The following is a 21,276-nucleotide window of genomic DNA, read 5'->3' as shown; positions in this document are numbered from 1 at the left end:
TACGGAACATGCTTTTCTTGTCAATTAACCTTAATTTTTACAAATGCTATATAAAATTATACAGTTTAGTGTAAAGAACAAGCTCATAATTGGGCTCATGACTTTCGCACTAATCATCTGGGGCGTGTATAGTGCTACTAAGCTCCCTTTGGATGCTGTACCTGACATCACCAATAATCAGGTTCAGATCATAACCAGTACACCCACATTAGCAGCTCAGGAAACAGAACAGCTGGTAACCTATCCAATTGAACAGAGCCTCGCCAACATTCCCGGAATTACCGAAATGAGGTCTATTTCACGATTTGGATTGTCGGTGGTTACTGTAGTCTTTGATGAGAGCGTGGACATTTACTTTGCCCGTCAACTGATTACTGAAAAACTGAAAGAGGCCGAGGAAAATATTCCACAAGGTATCGGTACGCCAGAAATGTCTCCGGTATCCACAGGCTTAGGAGAAATTTATCAGTATGTTATTCACCCTAAAAAAGGGTCAGAAGACAAATACTCTGCTACCGATCTGCGAACCATGCAGGATTGGGTCGTCGCCCGCCAACTCTACGGTACACCTGGTGTAGCTGAAATTAATAGTTTCGGCGGTAAGCTTAAGCAGTACGAGGTGGCAATCAATCCGTACAGACTTAAAGCAATGAATGTGACCATTGCAGATATTTTCACCACCCTTGAGAAAAATAACGAAAATACAGGTGGTGCTTACATCGATAAAAAACCCAACGCTTATTTCATCCGTGGAATCGGACTTATTTCCTCTTTAGATGATATTTCCAATACCGTTATTAAAACTGTTAATGGCATTCCGGTACTTATAAAAGATGTTGCAGAAACCCGAATCGGCAGTGCTGTAAGATATGGAGCCTTAACTTATAATGGCGATAAAGAAGCGGTAGGGGGTATTGTTATGATGCTGAAAGGCGAAAATTCAGCGGATGTGGTGAGCCGGGTCAAAGAAAAAATGAGCACCATACAAAAATCGCTGCCGCCTGATATTATCGTGGAGCCTTTTCTGGATCGAACGAGTTTAGTGGACCGTGCTATACGCACCGTAGAAACCAATTTGGTCGAAGGTGCACTCATCGTCGTTCTTGTGTTAGTTCTGTTTCTGGGTAACTTACGGGCCGGGCTTATTGTGGCGTCGGCAATACCACTGTCACTTCTTTTTGCGCTTGGAATGATGAATGTATTTGGCGTTAGTGCAAATTTGATGAGTCTTGGTGCTATTGACTTTGGACTTATTGTAGATGGTGCCGTTATTATCGTTGAAGCCACTCTACATTTTCTTGCTGTCCATCACCGTTCCCAGAAACTGTCTCAAGATACGATGGACCAGGCTGTGCAGTCAAGTGCAAAAAAGATGATGAGTTCTGCGGTGTTTGGTCAGATCATTATCCTCATTGTATATCTCCCGATTCTTTCACTTCAGGGGATTGAAGGTAAAATGTTCCGCCCAATGGCAGAGACCGTGTCTTTTGCAATTATAGGGGCATTAATACTCTCGCTGACCTATATACCAATGATGTCCGCCTTATTCCTGTCTAAGAATATAAGTGCCAAAAAAACTTTTGCAGATAAAATAATGGCGAAGATCCGCAATTTTTATCTACCCCTTTTGCAGAAAGCGATTGCGTTTAAATATGCGGTGGTCGGTGCAGCGGTGGCATTCCTCGCTGTTTCACTATTTTTATTTTCCCGAATGGGAGGCGAATTTATACCGCAGTTGCAGGAAGGCGATTTTGCCGTCCACTGCATACTGCCACAGGGTACCTCACTTTCACAAAGTATAGAGACTTCTATGCAGGCAAGCCGAATTCTGAAATCTTTTCCAGAAGTGAACACGGTGGTGGGTAAAACCGGTAGTGCCGAAGTTCCCACAGACCCCATGCCGCCCGAGGCAACTGACCTTATTGTGACCCTGAAACCCAAAAAAGAATGGAAGGACAGCAATAAATCTTATGAGGATTTGAGCGCTGAGATGATGGAGAAGCTTGAAATGATTCCGGGAGTATTCTTCGAAGTATCCCAACCAATACAGATGCGCTTCAACGAGTTAATGACGGGAGTGCGCCAGGACGTAGCGGTTAAAATATTTGGTGAAAACATAGATACCCTTGCGAAACTGGCACCGGAAGTTGCCAAAATAGTACAAACAGTAGAAGGTGCCACCGAACCACAAATTGAGCAAACGGTGGGTTTGCCCCAGATAACCATTACTTACGACAGGGCGAGGCTGGCCTCTTATGGATTGAATATTGAGGATATAAACCATACAGTGAGCACAGCCTTTGCGGGCGAAACCGCCGGAGTAGTATTCGAGGACGAAAGGAAATTTAATTTGGTCGCACGGCTCGACAGTGTGAGCCGAAGTTCTATCGACGACGTGAGTAACCTGTTTATTCCAACTGAAAACGGCGTGCAAATTCCGCTTTCTCAGGTAGCAAAGGTTGAATATAAAGACGGACCGGCACAAATCAGTCGTGAAGATGGCAAGCGCCGGATTGTTGTAGGCTTTAATGTAAAAGATAGAGATGTAGAAAGTGTAGTAACTGAAATTCAGAGCAAACTTAATGATGCAAACATCTTACCCGCCGGCTATTACTATACATATGGTGGAACATTCGAAAATTTGAAGCAGGCCTCTTCACGATTGCAAATAGCAGTTCCGGTAGCCTTAGCTCTTATTTTTCTTTTACTGTACTTCACCTTCCGTAACTTCAAAGACAGCATACTTATTTTTACCGCAATACCAATGAGTGCGATCGGTGGGGTCTTTGCACTGCTGATTAGGGATATGCCTTTCAGTATTTCAGCGGGAGTCGGCTTCATTGCGTTATTCGGGGTGGCAGTACTTAATGGAATTGTTTTAGTCAGCACCTTCAAGGATCTGCAGAAATCCGGCGTTAACAATATTATCAGGAGAGTCATTCAGGGTACAACCACCAGGCTTCGTCCTGTGTTGATGACCGCGGCAGTCGCATCATTCGGATTCTTCCCGATGGCTTTTTCTACGGGTAGCGGTGCCGAAGTTCAAAGACCATTGGCAACAGTAGTAATCGGAGGTTTGGTAACAGCAACCTTCCTTACCTTATTTGTCTTGCCTCTACTGTATATCATATTTAATTCTAAGAATCAAATCAAAAACAAATTGAGAAATAGTAAAAACAAATCGTATTTAACGCTGATAATTTTACTGTGCTCTTCCGTAGGTGCACTCAGTGCGCAAGAAAGAATTTCACCAAATGAAGCGGTGAAAATAGCGTTGGAGAATAATCTGCAGTACACTGTAAACACTGCCCAGGTCAATAAAGCCCTACTGGAAACTAAAACTGCACGTGAAATTCCCAAGACTGGGATCTTTGTAGAAAACGACGATATGAGACCAAGTGATCCGGATGGCGATTTTAAAATTGGAATCCAGCAATCCATCCAGTGGCCCGGATTATATAAAGCAAAAAGAAAATATTTTGAGGAGCAGTTGAAATTTCACAAGCTGAATAAAAACATGCTGGACGCGGTGATAAAAAGGGAAGTAAATACAGCTTTTTACCAGCTTTGGTACCTTCAGGATGTTGGTAAACTCTACCAAAAACTTGATGAGTATTATACTTCCATGTACGAAGCAGCTAATCTTCGTTTTAAAACTGGCGAAGCTGCCGGTCTCGAAAATATTGCAGCGGAAGCACGGATGAAAGAGCTTCAAGCTCAACGGCAGCAGAATCTTCAAAATATTGTAGCACAGCAGCAACAACTCAGTCTGTTTCTTGATAGTCAGGCGCTATACTTGCCGGTAGACACAAACTTGCAGAAATTGGATTTGGAGGATTTAGCGTCAGACAGTTTTCATCCTTCACTGGCACTGCAGCAGCAGAATATAGAAATCGCACGGGCTAATATAGATGTTCAGAAAATGCAGAATAAACCTGACTTTTCGGGAAGGGTATTTTCCCAGAGATTATACGGAATGAAGGATCCGATAACGGGCTTTTCTGTAGCGGTAGATTTTCCCATTTTTGGAAAAACTGCTTATAAATCCAAATTGAAGTCTGCAGAAGCCGAGGTCGAAATTCAACAATCTCAGTTGCGTTATCAGCAAAATCAGTTCGCGGCACAAACCCGCACCAGCTATACCGAAATTCTGAAGGCTGCTGAAATGCTTAAGTATTATGAAGGCATAGGTTTAAAGCAGGCAGATCAAATTTTTGATGCGGCAATGCTGAGTTACAAAGCTGGGGAAATAGGGTTTTCTGAAATGCATCAGTTTTTTACCCAAGCGATAGATATCAGAAAAAACTATTTGATTGCTCTGAACGAATACAACATGGCAGTAATACAATACAACTACTATATTAAAAATTAAGGATCCAAAAGAGAATATAACATGAAAAAATATATCACCCTTATGTTTGCAGTCTCTGTCTTGTTGACAGGATGTAAAAAAGAATCGGAAGTCACTGAAACCAAAGCAGCAACGGAAGTGGAGAAGCCTGATGAGCATGAAGAACCTGGTGTGGCACATTTCACCGAAGAACAGATTAGGACAGTTGGAATTCAAATGGGAAGTATTGAAAGTAAGGAGCTTTCTAATACCATAAAAGTGAGCGGTATGCTCACGGTGCCGAATCAGAATAAGGCATTTGTCACGCCCTCATACAGCGGTATAGTACGCTCCCTGTATGTACAACCTGGAAGTTATGTATCAAAGGGAAAAGTTATAGCAACCATTTCAAACCCCGATTTAATCGTGATGCAGCAGCAGCTTCAGCAGGTTAATGGTCAGATCAGAATGGCAGAACTGGAAGTTACCCGTGCCCAGCAGCTTTATAAAGGAAATGCTGCACCGCTAAAGAAATTTCAGCAGGCACAGACAGATCTTGCAACATTAAGAAGCCAGCGCTCCGGACTGCAGAAACAGCTGGGCAGCATTGGGGCTGCTCAGGGTTACAGCTCGTCCCTTTCTGTTCGCGCGCCCATCAGCGGAACGGTAAGTAAAGTGATAGCGCAAATAGGGAGTAATGTGGACATGGCTTCGCCAATTGCCGAAATTGTAAGCAACTCAGCGCTTCATTTGGATATCTATGTATATGAAAAAGATCTGGGTAAAGTACAACCGGGGCAAACCATTCACTTTACATTAACAAACAGTCCAGGAAAGGAGTACGATGCAAAAATAACTTCAATAGGTACAGCCTTTGAAGGAGAAAGTAAAACTGTTCCTGTTCACGCGCAAGTCGTCGGAGACCGGACAGGTCTTATTGATGGCATGAATGTTACCGCAGTCATAAGTCTTGATAATCAAACTGCTGCATCCGTTCCTACCGAAGCTATAGTGAATGATAAGGGTCAGGATTTTATCTTTATTATACAGAACGAGCACGAAGAAGAAGGAAAAAACGAAAAAGTATCAGCTTTAAAAAAGGAAAGTAACAAAAAAACAACTGAGGAAAAGGAAGTAAGCTTTGAGAAAATTCCGGTTGCTAAAGGAGTTACAGATTTGGGCTATACTCAAATTACACCTTTAAAAATAATTCCCGGCAATGCTAAAGTAGTAGTTAAAAATGCCTTCTTTATCTTAGCTAAAATGAATAATAAGGGAGAGGAAGGTCATGGACATTAAGAAAGTACGTCCAAATAAGAACTACAATATACTATTAAAATATAACTTATGTCAAATAATAAATTACATACACATACTTTCGATGAGAATGGCAATCAGTTGTGCTGCACGCCTCAGGAAGGTAAAATTTATAAAGATGCAGGAGCAGAAAAGTTAGTCCAGGACAGCTGCTGTACAACCAGTGATAAAGCGAATGCACCGCTCACGCAAAAGACAGGCGTGACTGACAGCCATAAAAAGGACGCTGGGCATAACCATGCTGATGAACATACCGACGATGATGGTCACGATCACTCTACTCAGGGAAAGTCAACTTTTCAAATGTTTCTGCCTGCAATTATTTCATTCGTAGTCTTAATGGCAGGCTTGGCAATGGATCACTTGATCCCTCAATCGTGGTTTAAAGATTGGGTGCGTATTGGTTGGTATGCAGCGGCATATCTTCCGGTAGGTTTACCGGTTCTGAAAGAAGCGTTTGAAAGTATCAGGAAGGGAGATGTATTTTCGGAGTTTTTCCTAATGTCCATCGCCACGATTGGGGCTTTCGCGATTGGTGAATATCCGGAAGGGGTTGCGGTAATGCTGTTTTACTCCGTGGGCGAAGTATTCCAGACTCTAGCGGTTCAGCGCGCAAAAGGTAATATTGCGAAACTGTTAGATCAGCGTCCCGATGAAGTGACCATCTTGGTGGATAACCGCCCACAAACGGTAAAAGCTGCGGAGGTTGCACTGGATTCGGTTATTCAGTTGAAACCGGGAGAAAAACTGGCCCTGGATGGAATTTTAATTTCAGACAGTGCTTCGTTCAATACTTCAGCACTTACTGGCGAAAGCAAACCGGATACAAAACAGAAAAACGATATCGTCCTTGCAGGAATGATTAACCTGAATACGGTAGCAAAAGTGCAGGTCAATACCCTCTACAATGATTCGAAACTTTCAAAGATTCTGGAATTGGTACAGAATGCGACTGCACAGAAAGCACCCACCGAATTGTTCATCAGGAAATTTGCCCGCATCTATACCCCAATCGTGGTATTTCTCGCTGTGGCAATCTGTCTGTTACCCTATTTGTTTGTCGATGAATATATTTTCCGGGACTGGTTATATCGCGCCCTTATATTCCTGGTAATATCCTGTCCATGTGCATTAGTAATTAGTATTCCACTAGGATACTTTGGTGGCATTGGTGCCGCTAGCAGAAATGGTATTTTATTTAAGGGGAGTAACTTTTTGGATGCGTTAGCAGAGGTCAAAAATGTGGTAATGGATAAGACCGGAACCATGACTGAGGGCGTCTTTAAAGTACAGACCGTCAATCTAAAGCAGGAATTTGACCGGGATTTAATTCTAAAATTAGTGAATGTAATCGAAAATTCATCAACCCATCCGGTTGCAACTGCCATTCACGATCATCTCGGTGAACCCGACCATACTGTAATTCTCGACAATGTAGAAGAAATAGCGGGACATGGCCTGAAGGGATCGTATCAGGGAAAAGAGTTGCTCGTAGGAAACTTTAAACTGATGGATAAATTCAATATCCAATATGATGTAAATCCAAACGATATTGTAGAAACATTGATTGCCATTGCTTATGAAGGAAAATTTGCGGGATACCTTACCATTGCGGATAGTATCAAAGAAGACGCTGCCGAAACTGTACAGAAACTTCAAAGTTTAGGAGTAAATGTTACAATGTTGAGCGGTGATAAAGCAACGGTGGTCAAAGCTGTGGCAGGAAAACTGGGCATACCTAATGCTTTTGGCGATTTATTGCCGGAAGATAAAGTGAATAAAGTCAAAGAAATAATAGCACGCAATGAAACGGTTGCATTTGTTGGCGACGGTGTCAACGATGCTCCGGTTGTAGCTTTAAGTGATGTTGGCATAGCGATGGGTGGCCTTGGGAGTGATGCCACCATTGAAACCGCTGATGTGGTAATTCAGGACGACAAACCTTCAAAAATCCCAATGGCCATTAATATTGGCAAGCAGACTAAAAAGATTGTTTGGCAGAACATCGCGTTGGCCTTTGGAGTAAAAGCAGTGGTCTTGGTATTAGGAGCAGGGGGGTTAGCCACGATGTGGGAAGCAGTCTTTGCAGATGTGGGCGTAGCATTGCTTGCCATACTAAATGCGGTAAGGATTCAGAAAATGAAATTTTAAACAAAGCGGACTTCGGTCCGTTTTATTTTGTGCGGTGATGACGTTGGCAAAGTTTTCAGATAAAACTGCTATCAGCCACTTCTATCGACTTTAACTTCAACCCCTATCAGATTTTACCATATGCATTTGGAATCAGTACTGTTTCAATACCTTACAGCCAGATCATTGATAATTTGAAAAATAAACAAAAATTACAAGCTCTTCTGGAATTAAGGTAATGAAAATTATTTACTTTTTCTTCTTACCTTCTGTACAGTCCCTAAACTTACATTGCAAATTCTAGCGGTATCCCTAAGAGAGTTGCCCTTTTTGAGGGATTTAATGACCTCTTTGTATTTTGCTAGAAACTCTGCATCTGATTCAACTGAACCTTTTTCCCTGCCTTTGTAAACCCCCTTTGCCTTCGCAATTGCGATTCCTTCCCGCTGACGTTCAAGCATGGTTTCGCGTTCCATTTCGGCAATACTAGCCATTACCGAAATAATTAGATTGAATGCCGGATTTTCCTTTCCGCCCACCATCGATTCAAGACCAAGATTGTCAACTTTGAGCACAACCTTCTTCTTTTTGAACAGTTCCAATGTAGTCAGAATGTCGTATAGGTTACGGCCAAGCCGATCAATGGAGGAGACGGAAACATACTCCACTGAACCATCCTCGATCTTATGCAGCAGTTTTTTACCTTCTGTACGCTGCGCAAAAGGAATGGTGCCGCTGACAACATCCATAAATACTGTTTCTTCCGATATTGATTTAGCTTCTTGCCTTCCAGCTTTTTGGTTTGAAGTGGAGACCCTTATATATCTTGCTTTCATATGATAAAGCACCCCACCTGGCAGGGTGCATATTTTAGTTAAACATTTCTGAAGTAATATCCGTTGCTTGTGGAATAATCCATCATAATATCACGTGCTGTACGTTCCCAATCTATGTAGATGTATGAAGGTAAATCCTTTGGTATGCAGCAGGTATCGATCAGTAGATTTTCGGCAAAATCTTCATCAGAATCATATTTTCCGGAATAACTTTCCTCAACCTGTTCTAAAATTTCGTCTATAGAGTTAAAAGATCCGCAGCAGTCGGCATACGCTTCGATAATTTCGAGATCATAACCTGATTCCTGTACCCTTACCCATACCTCATAAATTTCGATTGAAATATGTGATTCGGACACTAACCCCAAACTTTGGAAAAGTGGGCTGATTTCCCAGGATACAAAATATCAACAAACAGAATGTATATATTCTGTACGATCTAAAATTAATCTAGAAACATGCTGTGGAATTTAATTATATATTACGGTGTAAATCATGAATTTACACATTACCTGCATGTATTTTATATACATTGCAAAACTGTTTCTACTTTCCAATACAGAACTTAGAAAAAATATTCCCCAGTACCTCATCGTTAGTGAATTCGCCGGAGATTTCGCCCAGGTATTCCAGCGCATAGCGGAGTTCGTAGGCCAGCAGTTCGGTATGGAAACTCTGGGAAACGGCATCCTTTACACGACGTACGGAATCCAGCGACCGAAGAAGGGCCTCATGATGACGCTGGTTGGTGATGATAACATTGTTTTCAGACTGTTTCAGACCTTCCACATAACTGATGAGTTCATTCTTAAGCTCCTCAATGCCTACTTTTTCGCGGGCAGATATGGACAACTGCGTGACTTTATAGTCCGCATTGAAAGCCGAAAGCAAATCGCGGTCAAAACTTTGGCCTTTTTCCGAAGAAAGATCAGATTTGTTATGCAGAAGTACGACTTTCAGGTCTTCACGGTAAACTTCTTTTATAAATGCAGCCACCTCCTGCGACGTACTGTCGAATTCATCATAAAGGTAAAGGAGGATTTTGGCAGCGGCGATCTTCTCGTGCGCTTTCTGCACCCCAATGGCTTCTATGACATCGGTGGTATCGCGAATTCCTGCCGTATCGATAAAGCGGAACGCAGTACCCCTGATGTGAAGTACTTCTTCAATCGTATCACGCGTTGTTCCCGCAATGTCGCTTACGATTGCCCGCTCTTCTTTCAGCAGGGCATTTAGCAGGGTCGATTTTCCAGCATTGGGTTTACCAATGATGGCTACCTCCACCCCATTCTTCACGGCGTTGCCATAACGGAAACTCTCAACAAGGGAGCGTAATTTCTCTTCAATGCGGTCCAGAAGCATATTTAGGGCAGTACGGTCGGCAAATTCTACATCTTCTTCAGCAAAATCCAGCTCAAGTTCCACCAGGGAGGTGAAATTTAATAAATCACTACGCAGGATTGAAATCTCATCCGTTATCCCGCCTTTTAGCTGGTTCATAGCAATTTTGCGTGAGGCTTCGTTTTCGCTGGCTATCATATCAGCGATGGCTTCTGCCTGCGACAGGTCAATCCGTCCGTTCATAAAGGCACGCATTGTAAATTCACCGGCTTTTGCCATCCGTGCACCGTTGCGGGTAAGGACTTCCAAAATCCTGCCTGCAATATGAGGTGACCCGTGAAACGAGATTTCAGCTGAATCCTCAGTGGTAAAGGTCCTGGGTGCGCGGAATACTGAAACCATAACCTCATCGATGGTCTCGTCGCCATCGGTTATAAAACCGTAATGCACCGTATGTGATGCTGCGGTCTGCAGCTTTTTTCCCTTGAAACAGCGGTCAGTAACAGCAAGCGCCTCAGGACCGGAAACACGGATGATTCCGAGTGCGCCAACGCCATTGGCCGTGGCAAGTGCGCAAATCGTGTCTTTATTCATTCAGCAAAATTACGAAATACGGATTACGATGGCGAACTGCAGGACAGGAAAAGCGCTCACAGGATGGTAAAGGTTATCAGGAAAGCAAACCCTATATACAGACGTTTGACGTTGGAAAAAATAAATTTAATGTTATTTAGAGCTTATAGCTGGTTTAAAGCAACGCGGACCTTTTTTTTCTAAATGACAAAAATATCAGCAAAAACAGGTATCCGAACCTGCAAAACAAATAGGTAACTTTACTGAAAACAAACACATTAAACCATGGCAACCAGATTAATCAACCGCTACCATTTTCTGGTAGACTGGGGCGGTAACAGAAGCGAGTTCCTGCAAGTTTCCGGACTTGAAATGGCAATTGAAGTCATCGCAGTACGTGAGGGCAGTTCTAAAGTTGAGTCCGAGAATAAAATTCCCGGTATGTTGAAATTTTCAGATGTTTCCTTAACGCGTACCATTCAAAAAGGTGACAATGATTTATTCAACTGGATAAATACCCGGTCCTTCGGAACCGTGGAGCGCCGGGATGTACGCATTTCGCTTTTGAACGAAAGGCATGAGCCCATAATCATCTGGAAATTACGCAACTGTTTTCCGGTAAAGTATGTGGGACCCACCCTGATTAGCAGCAGCAGTAATATAGCAGCCGAGACTTTGGTTATTACTCATGAGGGTCTGGAAATTGAGTCCCTGGCTACACAGGAGAAAGGCAAAATGTCATAGATCAGTCACCGGACAGCACTGAGAATTTAAATAATAAAAAAACAGGGCCTTACTGAAAGGCCCCGCATCGTGATAATTGAACTGTTTTTATATTTAAAGCTTTCCTCAATGGTAAGCTCCATTGAAGTTATATGATCTTTGCTAAAGACTATAGCGGTTTTACCTGCTCCAGGAACCACTCTCTTACCCCGCCCTCAAGATCTTTTTCCAGTTTTTCGCGGCACCAGGAATGATAGTTGTTGAGCCATTCTTTTTCCTGAGGTGTCAGAAGATCCAAATCCAGTACCTTCCTATCGAAGGGACAAACTGTTAAAGTTTCAAATTCATAGAAAACACCTGAGTCAGTCTTCTTCCACTCCCTTACGGCTACCAGGTTTTCGTGGCGGATTCCATATTCATTTTCCAGATAAAATCCGGGTTCATTTGAAACTACCATGCCGGGCAGCAGTTCCTGGTCGTTCATGTCTTTGCGGATATTTTGCGGACCCTCGTGCACATTCATAAAACTGCCGACTCCGTGGCCTGTTCCGTGAGCATAATCCTTACCTTCTTTCCAAAGCGCCATCCTTGCGAATGCATCCAGCTGTACACCCCGTGTCCCCCGCGGAAATTTAACCATTGATAGCTGTATCATGCCTTTCAGCACCAGCGTACAGTCGCGGCGGAATTCGTCCGTAACAGCGCCTAATGCCAGGGTGCGTGTAATATCTGTAGTGCCTTCCAGGTATTGTCCACCGGAATCCACCAGAATGCTTCCGTTATCTGTAACTTCCTTACTTCCCTGCTCCTTCGCTGAATAATGCACAATAGCACCATTGCCACCATAACCTACAATACTGCCGAAACTTTCGCCCACAAAATTTTTGCCTTCCTTGCGTAATTCCAACAGCTTTCTGCCTATGGAATATTCCGTCATAGGTTCTTTACCTGCATTCTGTGTGAGCCAGTAAAGGAATTTGACCATGGTTACCCCATCACGCTGCATCACTGTACGGAAACCTTCAAGCTCGGTTTCATTTTTCTGAGCTTTCATCAGGTTTCCGGGAACGGGAGCTTTAATGATATTGTTCTGAGCCTGCAGAGCTTCAAAAATTGATTGGTTGCTGTTTGCTGAAATGAGGATTTTATGATCGTTGATTTCTTTCAGATAAGCGAAAAAAGAATCGTAAGCTTTAATCTCCACACCAGCTTCTTCCAGTTGTTTTACGGCCTCTGGCTGGAGTTTTTCAGTATCTACAAAGAGTACCGCGTCGTTTTTCGTTAAGACAATATATCCCAGGAAAACAGGATTGGCTTCTACATCGCTTCCCCGTAAATTGAGTGTCCAGGCTACATCGTCAAGACTTGAAATAATGTGTACCGATGCATCCATCTCCCTCATTTTTTGACGAATGTCCTGCAGTTTTTGCGAAACAGATCTACCGGCACGTTCTACAGGGTGAACAAAAACAGGATTTTTTGTTTGGTCAGTAACTCTGGCTGTCCAGATCTCCTTTAGCAAAGGCCTGTCTATAACTCTGATGTTCTTAGGTGCCAATTTCTGCTCTAATGCTGTCCAGCTGGTATTGCTTGTAGCAAGTGCGTTCACCGCAACAGTGCCTCCTTCCGGAAGTGCAGAGATGATCCAGTCCATATAATGAGGTGTTCCTTCTACCCCATCCTTCATGAGTTTTATACCCGAACCCTCCAGTTCGGCCGGCGCCTGTACGAAATACCTGCCGTCGGTCCAAAGTGCTGCCTCATCTGCCGTTACCACTACAAATCCTGCTGAGCCAGTGAACCCGGACAGCCAAGTACGCTCCTGCCACTCCGCAGGAAGGTACTCACTCATATGAGGATCTGCCGAAAAAACGATGAAACAGTCTATATTTTCCTTTGCCATTGCCTGACGAAGCAGGCTAAGTTTGTTGTCCGTTGTCATATATTTCATTTAATGCTATAAAAGTACGCAAAAAAGCACATTTTTTAATTTCGGCTGATTAAATCATACAGTCCTCTGCTTAAGGTTACACGTTGTTCAAATAACAAATTATCAACATTTTTATAAATTTTCCCAAAAGACTTGCATTTTGATAAATATTTTATTATAACTTTGAATGTAGAACTCCTAAAAACATCATCTTATGAAAAAACAGTTATTTTCTATTCTCGCTTTGATTCCCGGGCTGTTTCTAAGTCAGTACAGCAACGGCCCTCTAAGCACCGGTGCCACCACAAAATCTGGTGTTGCAGCACCGGCAGGTTACACGTGGTCTGAGGCTCAGAACAATACAGGCAATACTACTGAGTCTAACACTAATTCCGGCTTCGGATGTCAGAAAGTAGGAACCACGACCAATAATTTCTGTGCAGACGATTTCGTAATTCCGGCAGGCCAAAGCTGGAATATTACTTCCATTGCTTTGTATGGCTATATCACCGGATATGTGGGGTCTACTCCTCCCGGAATGAGAGCCCGGGTTAAAATCATGAACGGTGCTCCAAATGTGGGTACACCAACTGTAGTTTTTGGAGATGATACAACCGACCGGTTTTCCAGTGCCGAGGATGCTTTGATGTACCGAATTTTTAATTCACTCTATCCTGCGCCGGGAAGTGCGGTGGGTACTACAAGGAAAATTTGGAAAGTGAATACAACCACACCCGTAACTCTGTCCGCAGGTACGTATTGGATGCAGTTCCAAATGGAAGACATCGCTTCTGTAGCTACCGTGTGGACTCCTCCTGTAACAACGGTTGGACTTCGAGGACTGCCCACAGATAACGCACTGCAGAATACAGGAACCTGGGCTGCAATGGTAGATGCCGGAACACCTGCATCAGCACCAGATTACCCACAGGACCTACCGTTCATTATTACTTACTCAGTTCTTGGAACCAATGAAGTCCTGCAGTACGACAACCGTGTTAAGGTCTATCCCAACCCCACCTCAGATTTCTTCACTGTAAGCCTACCGGAAACGTCCAACAGGCAAAAGGTGACCGTTACACTAACCGATATGTCCGGAAGGTTGGTTAAAGAATATCTGGCTGCAGACCGATACGATGCCAGGATGCTGGCCCCGGGAACCTATCTCGTGAAAATTCACACAGATGAAGGCATAAAAACTTCAAAACTGATAAAAAAATAAACAAAAGCTCCTTCGGGAGTTTTTTTATGGTTAAAAATTTCGATTCAGACCCCCAAAGTGAAATCATTTTTGACTTGCATGGCAAAATGACTATCTTCAGCATTTCAAAATTAATTTCATGAAAAATTACAGTAAAATAGTAATGATTTCAGCGGCTTTAAGCTGCACGTTTACATGGGGTCAGACCTCGCGGGAAACCACAGTCGGTTCCATTATGACCGAAACCTATAACAATTCAGAGCTGGAAAGATTGGCCTATGAGTTATTGGATGGAATTGGCCCTCGTCTGGTAGGAAGTCCCAAAATGCAGCAGTCCCACGACTGGGCAGTTAATCAGTTCAAAAAGTGGGGCATTGAAGCACGGAATGAACAGTGGGGCGAATGGAAATCCTGGGAAAGAGGTCCTTCATATATTGAAATGGTGCATCCCTATGCGAAATCTTTAGAGGGGATGCAACTGGCCTTTAGCCCTGCCACTCCATCACGAGGAATTACCGCAGATGTGCTGATGCTGCCGATTTTCGGCACTAAAGAAGAATTCACGGCCTGGCTACCCAAAGTTAAAGGAAAACTGGTAATGGTTTCACCCTATCAGAGTTCCGGGCGTCCGGACTACAACTGGAAGGAATTTGCTACGCCGGAATCTTATGACCGAATGAAAAAGGAATCGGAAGAGGCCTCCCGACGTTGGCAGAACTCAATTAAGGTTACAGGTGAAACATCGAGAACAATGAACCAAAAGCTGGAAGAGGCAGGTGCCGCAGGAATAATTTCGTCTAACTGGTCCCGTGGATTTGGAGTGAACAAGATATTTTCGGCAGGCACTAAAAAAATTCCTGTTGTGGATATTTCCCTGGAAGATTACGGTCAGCTGTACCGTATGACACAGCATGGCACAGTGCCTAGGATTAAGATTCAGGCAAGCTCCAAAGACAGAGGCATGGCGCCTACCTTCAACACTGTTGCCGAAATAAAAGGCACCGAAAAGCCGGACGAATACATCATCATTTCGGCGCACCTGGACTCGTGGGATGGCGGAACCGGAGCTACAGATAACGGTACCGGGACCATTACCATGATGGAGGTTGCGCGGATTTTGAAAAAGGTTTATCCTAATCCTAAAAGATCAATAATTGTAGGCCTTTGGGGCAGTGAAGAACAGGGCCTGAATGGTTCGCGCGCCTATGTTTCGGCACATAAAGACCAGATGCCAAAGATCCAGGCAGTATTTAATCAGGACAACGGAACTGGACGCGTTGCAAACATCAGCGGACAAGGGTTCCTTCACTCCTATGACTATCTGAACCGCTGGCTGAATGCTGTTCCGAAGGAACTTACAAAAGATATTAAAACTACATTTCCCGGCACACCGGGCGGTGGCGGTTCGGACCATGCTTCTTTTGTGGCCGCAGGCGTGCCAGCCTTTATGCTGGGATCACTGAACTGGAGTTACGGAAATTATACCTGGCATACCAACCGCGATACCTATGATAAAATTGTTTTTGATGATTTGAAAAGTAATGTGGCACTCATCGCCATCCTTACCTATATGGCCAGCGAAGATCCTGAAAAAGCCAGTGGCGAAAGGATTAAACTGCCTTTGGACGAAAGAACGGGACAACCGATGAAATGGCCCGAACTTCGTGAACCCACGCGGAAAGGTGGCCTTGACTAGCCTCTTGTCAACAGAATATTTTCAAGCGCTTACCTGCCGGGTAAGCGTTTTTTCATTAAGCTGTCATCCGCTTCATTATTTTTCAGCGCTATACTTATCCGGTGTAAACACTAATCTTTTGGTCAGCTTATACAGTTCGAACCATAGAACGGAAGCAGCCGCAACGGCCAAACCTGTGAGGACCTGCTCATAATTGAGACTTGCCATCCTGAAAAAGGTCCTTACCTCATCCACATACAGCATCGCTGTTAAAACAGTTAAAGTAGCAGCAGTGACGTATACAAGTAATCGATTACGGTTCCGGAAACTCTCAAATACTGAATAATAAAATGAACGGTTAGACAGACTTAACAGGATATTGGCAAATATTAAGGTTGTAAAAACCATGGAACGTACGGTTTCTTCGTCACCACCCCTGCTGTGGGTAAACTGATAAACGGACAGAACACCTGCACTGATAACCAAACCCTGAATGACACTGATACTAAGCTCCCGCCAGGTCAGAAAGGTTTCCCTAAGGGGCCGCGGTTTCCGCAGCATGGTATTTTTCTCCATAGGCTCATTTTCATAAACAATGGAACACGTAGGCCCCATCACGAGTTCGAGGAAGATCACGTGCACAGGCGTAAAGATCTGCGGAAAAGCCCATCCCAGAAACAAAGGCATCGAGACAGTCAGGATGATCGGAATATGAATGGAAATAATATACTGTACCGCTTTCTTAATATTGCTGTAAATCCGCCTTCCGGCTGCAATGGCAATAAGCAGTTTGGACAGGTCGTCATTAGTGAGTACCAGCGACGCGGCCGCCCTGGCTATTTCGGTTCCTTTCACCCCCATAGCAACACCGATATGGGCCGCTTTAAGTGCCGGACCATCATTAACACCATCACCCAGCATCGCCACAACTTCCCCATTTTTTTTCAGCGCATTTACAACCGCCAATTTGGCTTCCGGAAACATTCTGGCAAATAATACCTTATCATCTGCTCTCCGACGGAGTTCATTCTCGCTCAGCCCTGTAAGTTCTTCTCCTGTTATATAATGGCCGGCATTTACAATACCGGACTGTGCGGCAATGGCACGGGTGGTTACAGCGTTATCGCCGGTGATGACCTTCACCTTAATACCGGCGTCATTAATCTTTTTAAATACCTCCTGAATGCCTTGTTTGGGTGGATCCTGGAAAACCACAAAACCCAGAAATTCAAAGGGCAATTCCTGCTGCTTTTGGGGAAACTCTTCAGCCGCGAACATGGATTTTGCGACACCAAGAACCCGATACCCCTCTTTACCGAAATCATCAATCAGTTTTCTGAGTGATGAAAGGTCGGCAGAAGACAAACCTGAAACCTGCAGAAGGGCCTCGGGAGCTCCTTTTGCGGCAATGATTCTCTGTCCGGATGTGTTCCGGAAAACATGGGTCATCATTGGAGGTTTTCCTTCAAGAGGATATTCATGATACATCTGATAAGCGCTCCTCAGATCTATAACCGCCGTCTTGCTGTAAACCTTGTGCAAAGTCTTTTCCATGGGGTCAAAGGGAATGGGCTCGCTGCTCCACATGGCATAACTTACAATTTCCCGAAGTCCCAATGCATCAAATTCATCCTCCGTATACGTGCGGTTTTCATTAAAGTTATAGATTAATTTCAAATGCATCGAATTTTCGGTTATCGTACCGGTTTTGTCGGTACAGATAACGGTAGTACTGCCCAGCGTCTCCACTACGCTGCTTTTCTTGATGATGATGCCCTGCTGCATCAGTTTCCAGGCTCCCAAAGCCATGAATGTGGTGAAAGCGACAGGGATCTCTTCGGGCAAAATGGACATGGCGAGCGTCAGACCGTTCAGCAGTGAGTCAGTAAAACTGCGGGTGTGATACCAGTTAACAGCACAAACCAATAGAAAAACAATAGCGCCCAGAACGGCCATACCTTTTACAAATTTCTCAATCTGTTGCTGCAGTGGGGATTTCTGTTCTGTAATGGATGATAATGAATCTCCGATCTTTCCTATTTTTGTATCTGCTCCTACCGCCTCCACTTCAAAAACAGCCAGCCCGGAAACAGCAACAGTGCCACTGTACACTTGCGAATCTGCTTCACTATTATCCTTTGATACGGTAAAACTTTCTCCGGTCAGTGATGCCTCATTAACCGTAAAGTCATTGCTGTAAACAATTCGTCCGTCGGCATTGATCATCTGACCTTCAGCGGCAATGCAGAGATCTCCGACTACAATTTCGTGTGTAGGTATCTGGATTACAGTCGAATTGCGGATTACTTTGCTTAAGGGTTCATTAAGCCGCTGCAAAGCTTCCAGCGCCTTTTTACTGCGGTTGTCCTGGTAAAAAGATATTCCTGAAACCAAAACTATGGCAGCAAGCATAAATAATGCCTCTCCGTAATTTCCCACTACAAGATAAATTACAGCAATCAGCATAAGCAGAATAAGCATTGGCTCTTTCAGGATATCCGTGAGAATCGTGAACCAGGTATTTTTCGGAGCTGCGGTCATGCTGTTATAGCCATGAGATTCACGCGACATAGCTACCTGTTCAGCGGTCAGTCCGGTCAAATTTTTTGGGAGTTGCATATCCATAGTAGAAAAAATTGCCTCATCCTAAAGTTACCTAAAAAAGTGTAACGCGTAATATGAAACTTATCACAAAGGTTTAATTTGAAGGTTTAAACAACAATCATAAACAAAAACGCAGGAATCTTCCCCACTGAACACACTTTAGTGCAGTGACTGAAAGCTACAGAACTTTTCTTCGGAAATTCCCCTCCTCCGGAGGGGTGGCAATTCGCCGCAGGCGTAATTGACGGGGTGGTCTTTTCAGAAATGAAGATCAAAAGCTAAATCATTTTGCCCTGCGGGATACTCAGTCCCGCAGCTCAATCCACACAGGCGCATGGTCGCTTGTTTTCTCCCAGCCTCTTACGGTTTTATCGACTCCGGCATTAATAAGTTGCGGCAAAACTTCCGCGGAAAGCAGAAAATGGTCAATACGCAGCCCCGCGTTACGCTCGTAGGCTTTCCGGAAATAATCCCAAAACGTATAGATAGTCTCGTCCGGATAGAGATGGCGTACTGCATCTGTCCAGCCCTGGTTCAAAAGATTTTGGAATGCCGCTCGTACCTTAGGCAGGAAAAGCGCATCCTTTAGGAATTTTTCTGGCTTATACACATCATTTTCAGTTGGCATCACATTAAAATCCCCAATGATAAGTACCTTCTTACCGGAGGTTACCAGCATTTCTGCATGTGCATCCAAACGTTCAAACCATTTCAACTTATAGTCAAATTTCGGTCCCGGCACCGGATTTCCGTTAGGCAGATAAATACAGGCAATAACTAAATCTTTAATTTTTACTTCCAGATACCGGCTGGCATCATCTTCAGTATCTCCCGAAAGACTGAGTCTGCTGACTTCCGGCATCCCGACACGTGAGAGTACCGCTACACCGTTCCAGCTTTTCTGGCCCAACCAAACGGATTCGTAACCTGCTGACTGGAATTCCGCTTCAGGAAACTTTTCCTGAGGCGCTTTCAGCTCCTGCAGACAGGCAATATGTGGCTGGGTTTCTTCCAGCCACCTGAGAATGACAGGCAGGCGCCCGTTCACTCCATTCACATTATAGGTGGCTATTCTCATGGATAGTTATTTATTCAAAGGTAAAAGTTACGTTTTAATTGGACACATATTTGATGTAACGACCGCAAATCAGCAATTATGAGAGCAATTTGGAATGGCGCAATCGGATTTGGACTGGTTAATATTCCCATTAAACTTTATTCGGCTACCGGAGAAAGCAACCTCGACCTGGATATGCTGGACAAGGAAGACCTTTCAAATATTAACTTCAAAAGGGTGAATGCCAATACCGGAAAAGAAGTGAAGTGGGAAAATATTGTTAAAGGCTATAAACTGGAGGACAATTACGTAGTGCTCACTAAAGAAGATTTTGAGGAAGTCAATCCTGAAAAATCAAAATTATTAAACATTAAGCAGTTTGTTGATGTTCATGAAATAGACAGTGCCTACTTTGAATCTTCCTATTTTCTGGAACCCCAAAAGAATGGCGAAGAGGCTTACAAACTGCTTTTAAAGGCCTTACTAAAAACCAAAATGGCCGGCATAGGTACTTTTATTCTTCGTGAAAAAGAGATTTTATGTCTCGTGAGGCCTTACGAAGACAAAATTTTGATGGTGAACCGTATGCGGTATCCGGAAGAACTCCGAAGTTATGAAGACCTTAAAATTCCGGGCGGCAAGAATCCTCAGGCTGAGGAATTGGAAATGGCAGAATCGCTGATCAAACAGCGCGCAACAAAATTTGATCCTTCAAAATATAAAAACACTTATAACGATGATCTCATGAAAATCATCGAGGCCAAAGCCAAAGGAAAAGTGAAGAAACCCGCTGCCAAAGAAAATGTATCGGCTAAAGCTACAGACCTTATGGCGCAGCTAAAGGCCAGTCTGGAAGCCGGAAAAGCAAAAGCGGGATAGCTAACTCAATAAACAGTAGGTGAAAATGCCATTAGAGGAATATAACAAAAAGAGAGATTTTAATCAGACGGCCGAACCCAAAGGTAAAACCAGCAGAGGGAAGGGTAAATTGAGATTTGTCGTTCAGAGGCATGCGGCCAGCAGGCTTCATTATGATTTCCGTCTGGAGATGGATGGTGTGCTGAAGTCCTGGGCAGTTCCGAAAGGGCCTTCACTAAATCCTCAGCATAAACGGCTGGCAATGATGGTTGAAGACCATCCTTATGACTACCGCACATTCGAAGGAACTATTCCGGAAGGAAACTATGGCGCCGGTGAAGTGGAAATTTGGGACGAAGGCACCTATGAAGCTCTTCAAAAAGTAAAAGGAAAAAAGGACGATACACTTATGCAGGCTCAGCTCAGTGAGGGTTCGCTCAAATTTATACTGCATGGTAAAAAGCTGAAAGGTGAATTTGCCTTAGTGAAGATTAAAAACAGTGAAAGTGGTGACCCATGGCTGCTCATTAAGCACCGTGATGAGTTTGCAACTGACAGTTATGACGCTGAGCAAAACACCGAACCTGATTCCAAAGTAAGTGCTTATTTGGCTTCAAAAAAAAAAGCAGAAAAGTAACTCCTGAGCCTGCCAAAACCCCACCCTCCAGAAATTACTCAAGCACGCTTGGCGGCGGAAGAAA

General features: G+C 43.8%; 15 protein-coding genes. 9 read left to right on the top strand and 6 right to left on the bottom strand.

The features are described 5' to 3' along the window. Nucleotides 1-43: 43 nt before the first annotated feature. The 4 genes from F7R58_RS05580 to F7R58_RS13135 are packed head-to-tail and all read left to right on the top strand — an operon-like array spanning nucleotide 44 to nucleotide 8,016. Nucleotides 44-4,372 carry a CusA/CzcA family heavy metal efflux RND transporter gene (locus F7R58_RS05580; RefSeq protein ID WP_158063955.1) on the top strand — a complete coding sequence of 1,443 codons (4,329 nt, stop codon included), beginning with the start codon at nucleotides 44-46 and terminating at the stop codon, nucleotides 4,370-4,372. A 21-nt stretch (nucleotides 4,373-4,393) separates the two neighbouring features. Further along, entirely contained in the window at nucleotides 4,394-5,629 is a 1,236-nt protein-coding gene (locus tag F7R58_RS05575; protein ID WP_229723856.1) for an efflux RND transporter periplasmic adaptor subunit, read from the top strand. A 48-nt stretch (nucleotides 5,630-5,677) separates the two neighbouring features. Then, entirely contained in the window at nucleotides 5,678-7,798 is a 2,121-nt protein-coding gene (locus F7R58_RS05570) for a heavy metal translocating P-type ATPase (protein ID WP_158063954.1), read from the top strand. Nucleotides 7,799-7,857: 59 nt separating this feature from the next. Beyond that, nucleotides 7,858-8,016 (top strand): RsiV family protein, encoded by a 159-nt coding sequence (locus F7R58_RS13135; protein WP_158065402.1) that lies wholly within the window; start codon nucleotides 7,858-7,860, stop codon nucleotides 8,014-8,016. 6 nt (nucleotides 8,017-8,022) lie between these two features. Here F7R58_RS13135 and F7R58_RS05560 read toward each other — a convergent pair whose 3' ends face one another. The 3 genes from F7R58_RS05560 to mnmE all read right to left on the bottom strand — a co-directional run bounded on the left by F7R58_RS05560 (nucleotide 8,023) and on the right by mnmE (nucleotide 10,548). Then, the gene (locus tag F7R58_RS05560) at nucleotides 8,023-8,613 is read right to left on the bottom strand and encodes a recombinase family protein (RefSeq protein WP_158063953.1); all 591 of its coding nucleotides are present in this window, start codon (nucleotides 8,611-8,613) and stop codon (nucleotides 8,023-8,025) included. Nucleotides 8,614-8,651: 38 nt separating this feature from the next. Then, nucleotides 8,652-8,972, bottom strand: a complete 321-nt coding sequence (locus F7R58_RS05555) for an antirestriction protein ArdA (protein WP_187695269.1) — start codon at nucleotides 8,970-8,972, stop codon at nucleotides 8,652-8,654. Between the two features lie 187 nt (nucleotides 8,973-9,159). After that, complete coding sequence (gene mnmE, locus F7R58_RS05550; RefSeq protein WP_158063951.1) at nucleotides 9,160-10,548, bottom strand: tRNA uridine-5-carboxymethylaminomethyl(34) synthesis GTPase MnmE; 1,389 nt, start codon at nucleotides 10,546-10,548, stop codon at nucleotides 9,160-9,162. Between the two features lie 264 nt (nucleotides 10,549-10,812). Here mnmE and F7R58_RS05545 point away from each other — a divergent pair, with 264 nt between their 5' ends. Beyond that, nucleotides 10,813-11,271, top strand: coding sequence for a phage tail protein (locus tag F7R58_RS05545; protein WP_158063950.1), 459 nt, complete (start codon nucleotides 10,813-10,815; stop codon nucleotides 11,269-11,271). Nucleotides 11,272-11,419: 148 nt separating this feature from the next. Here F7R58_RS05545 and F7R58_RS05540 read toward each other — a convergent pair whose 3' ends face one another. Then, the gene (locus tag F7R58_RS05540) at nucleotides 11,420-13,192 is read right to left on the bottom strand and encodes an aminopeptidase P family protein (protein ID WP_158063949.1); all 1,773 of its coding nucleotides are present in this window, start codon (nucleotides 13,190-13,192) and stop codon (nucleotides 11,420-11,422) included. Nucleotides 13,193-13,394: 202 nt separating this feature from the next. Here F7R58_RS05540 and F7R58_RS05535 point away from each other — a divergent pair, with 202 nt between their 5' ends. After that, complete coding sequence (locus F7R58_RS05535) at nucleotides 13,395-14,402, top strand: T9SS type A sorting domain-containing protein (RefSeq protein ID WP_158063948.1); 1,008 nt, start codon at nucleotides 13,395-13,397, stop codon at nucleotides 14,400-14,402. A gap of 118 nt (nucleotides 14,403-14,520) precedes the next feature. After that, the gene (locus F7R58_RS05530; protein WP_158063947.1) at nucleotides 14,521-16,077 is read left to right on the top strand and encodes a M20/M25/M40 family metallo-hydrolase; all 1,557 of its coding nucleotides are present in this window, start codon (nucleotides 14,521-14,523) and stop codon (nucleotides 16,075-16,077) included. Nucleotides 16,078-16,152: 75 nt separating this feature from the next. Here F7R58_RS05530 and F7R58_RS05525 read toward each other — a convergent pair whose 3' ends face one another. Together F7R58_RS05525 and xth are read right to left on the bottom strand one after the other, a co-directional pair. After that, nucleotides 16,153-18,681 carry a cation-translocating P-type ATPase gene (locus F7R58_RS05525; protein WP_158063946.1) on the bottom strand — a complete coding sequence of 843 codons (2,529 nt, stop codon included), beginning with the start codon at nucleotides 18,679-18,681 and terminating at the stop codon, nucleotides 16,153-16,155. A gap of 283 nt (nucleotides 18,682-18,964) precedes the next feature. Next, on the bottom strand, nucleotides 18,965-19,738 hold the full coding sequence (gene xth / locus F7R58_RS05520; protein ID WP_158063945.1) for an exodeoxyribonuclease III: 774 nt from the start codon (nucleotides 19,736-19,738) through the stop codon (nucleotides 18,965-18,967). 78 nt (nucleotides 19,739-19,816) lie between these two features. Here xth and F7R58_RS05515 point away from each other — a divergent pair, with 78 nt between their 5' ends. Both F7R58_RS05515 and F7R58_RS05510 read left to right on the top strand, forming a co-directional pair. Continuing rightward, complete coding sequence (locus F7R58_RS05515; protein ID WP_158063944.1) at nucleotides 19,817-20,596, top strand: Ku protein; 780 nt, start codon at nucleotides 19,817-19,819, stop codon at nucleotides 20,594-20,596. Nucleotides 20,597-20,621: 25 nt separating this feature from the next. After that, complete coding sequence (locus F7R58_RS05510) at nucleotides 20,622-21,212, top strand: DNA polymerase ligase N-terminal domain-containing protein (protein ID WP_158063943.1); 591 nt, start codon at nucleotides 20,622-20,624, stop codon at nucleotides 21,210-21,212. The last annotated feature ends 64 nt before the right edge of the window (nucleotides 21,213-21,276 follow it).

It is taken from the genome of Chryseobacterium sp. (genome assembly GCF_008831505.1).
Taxonomy (GTDB): domain Bacteria; phylum Bacteroidota; class Bacteroidia; order Flavobacteriales; family Weeksellaceae; genus Marnyiella.
This window is presented reverse-complemented; position numbering and strand designations above follow the sequence as displayed.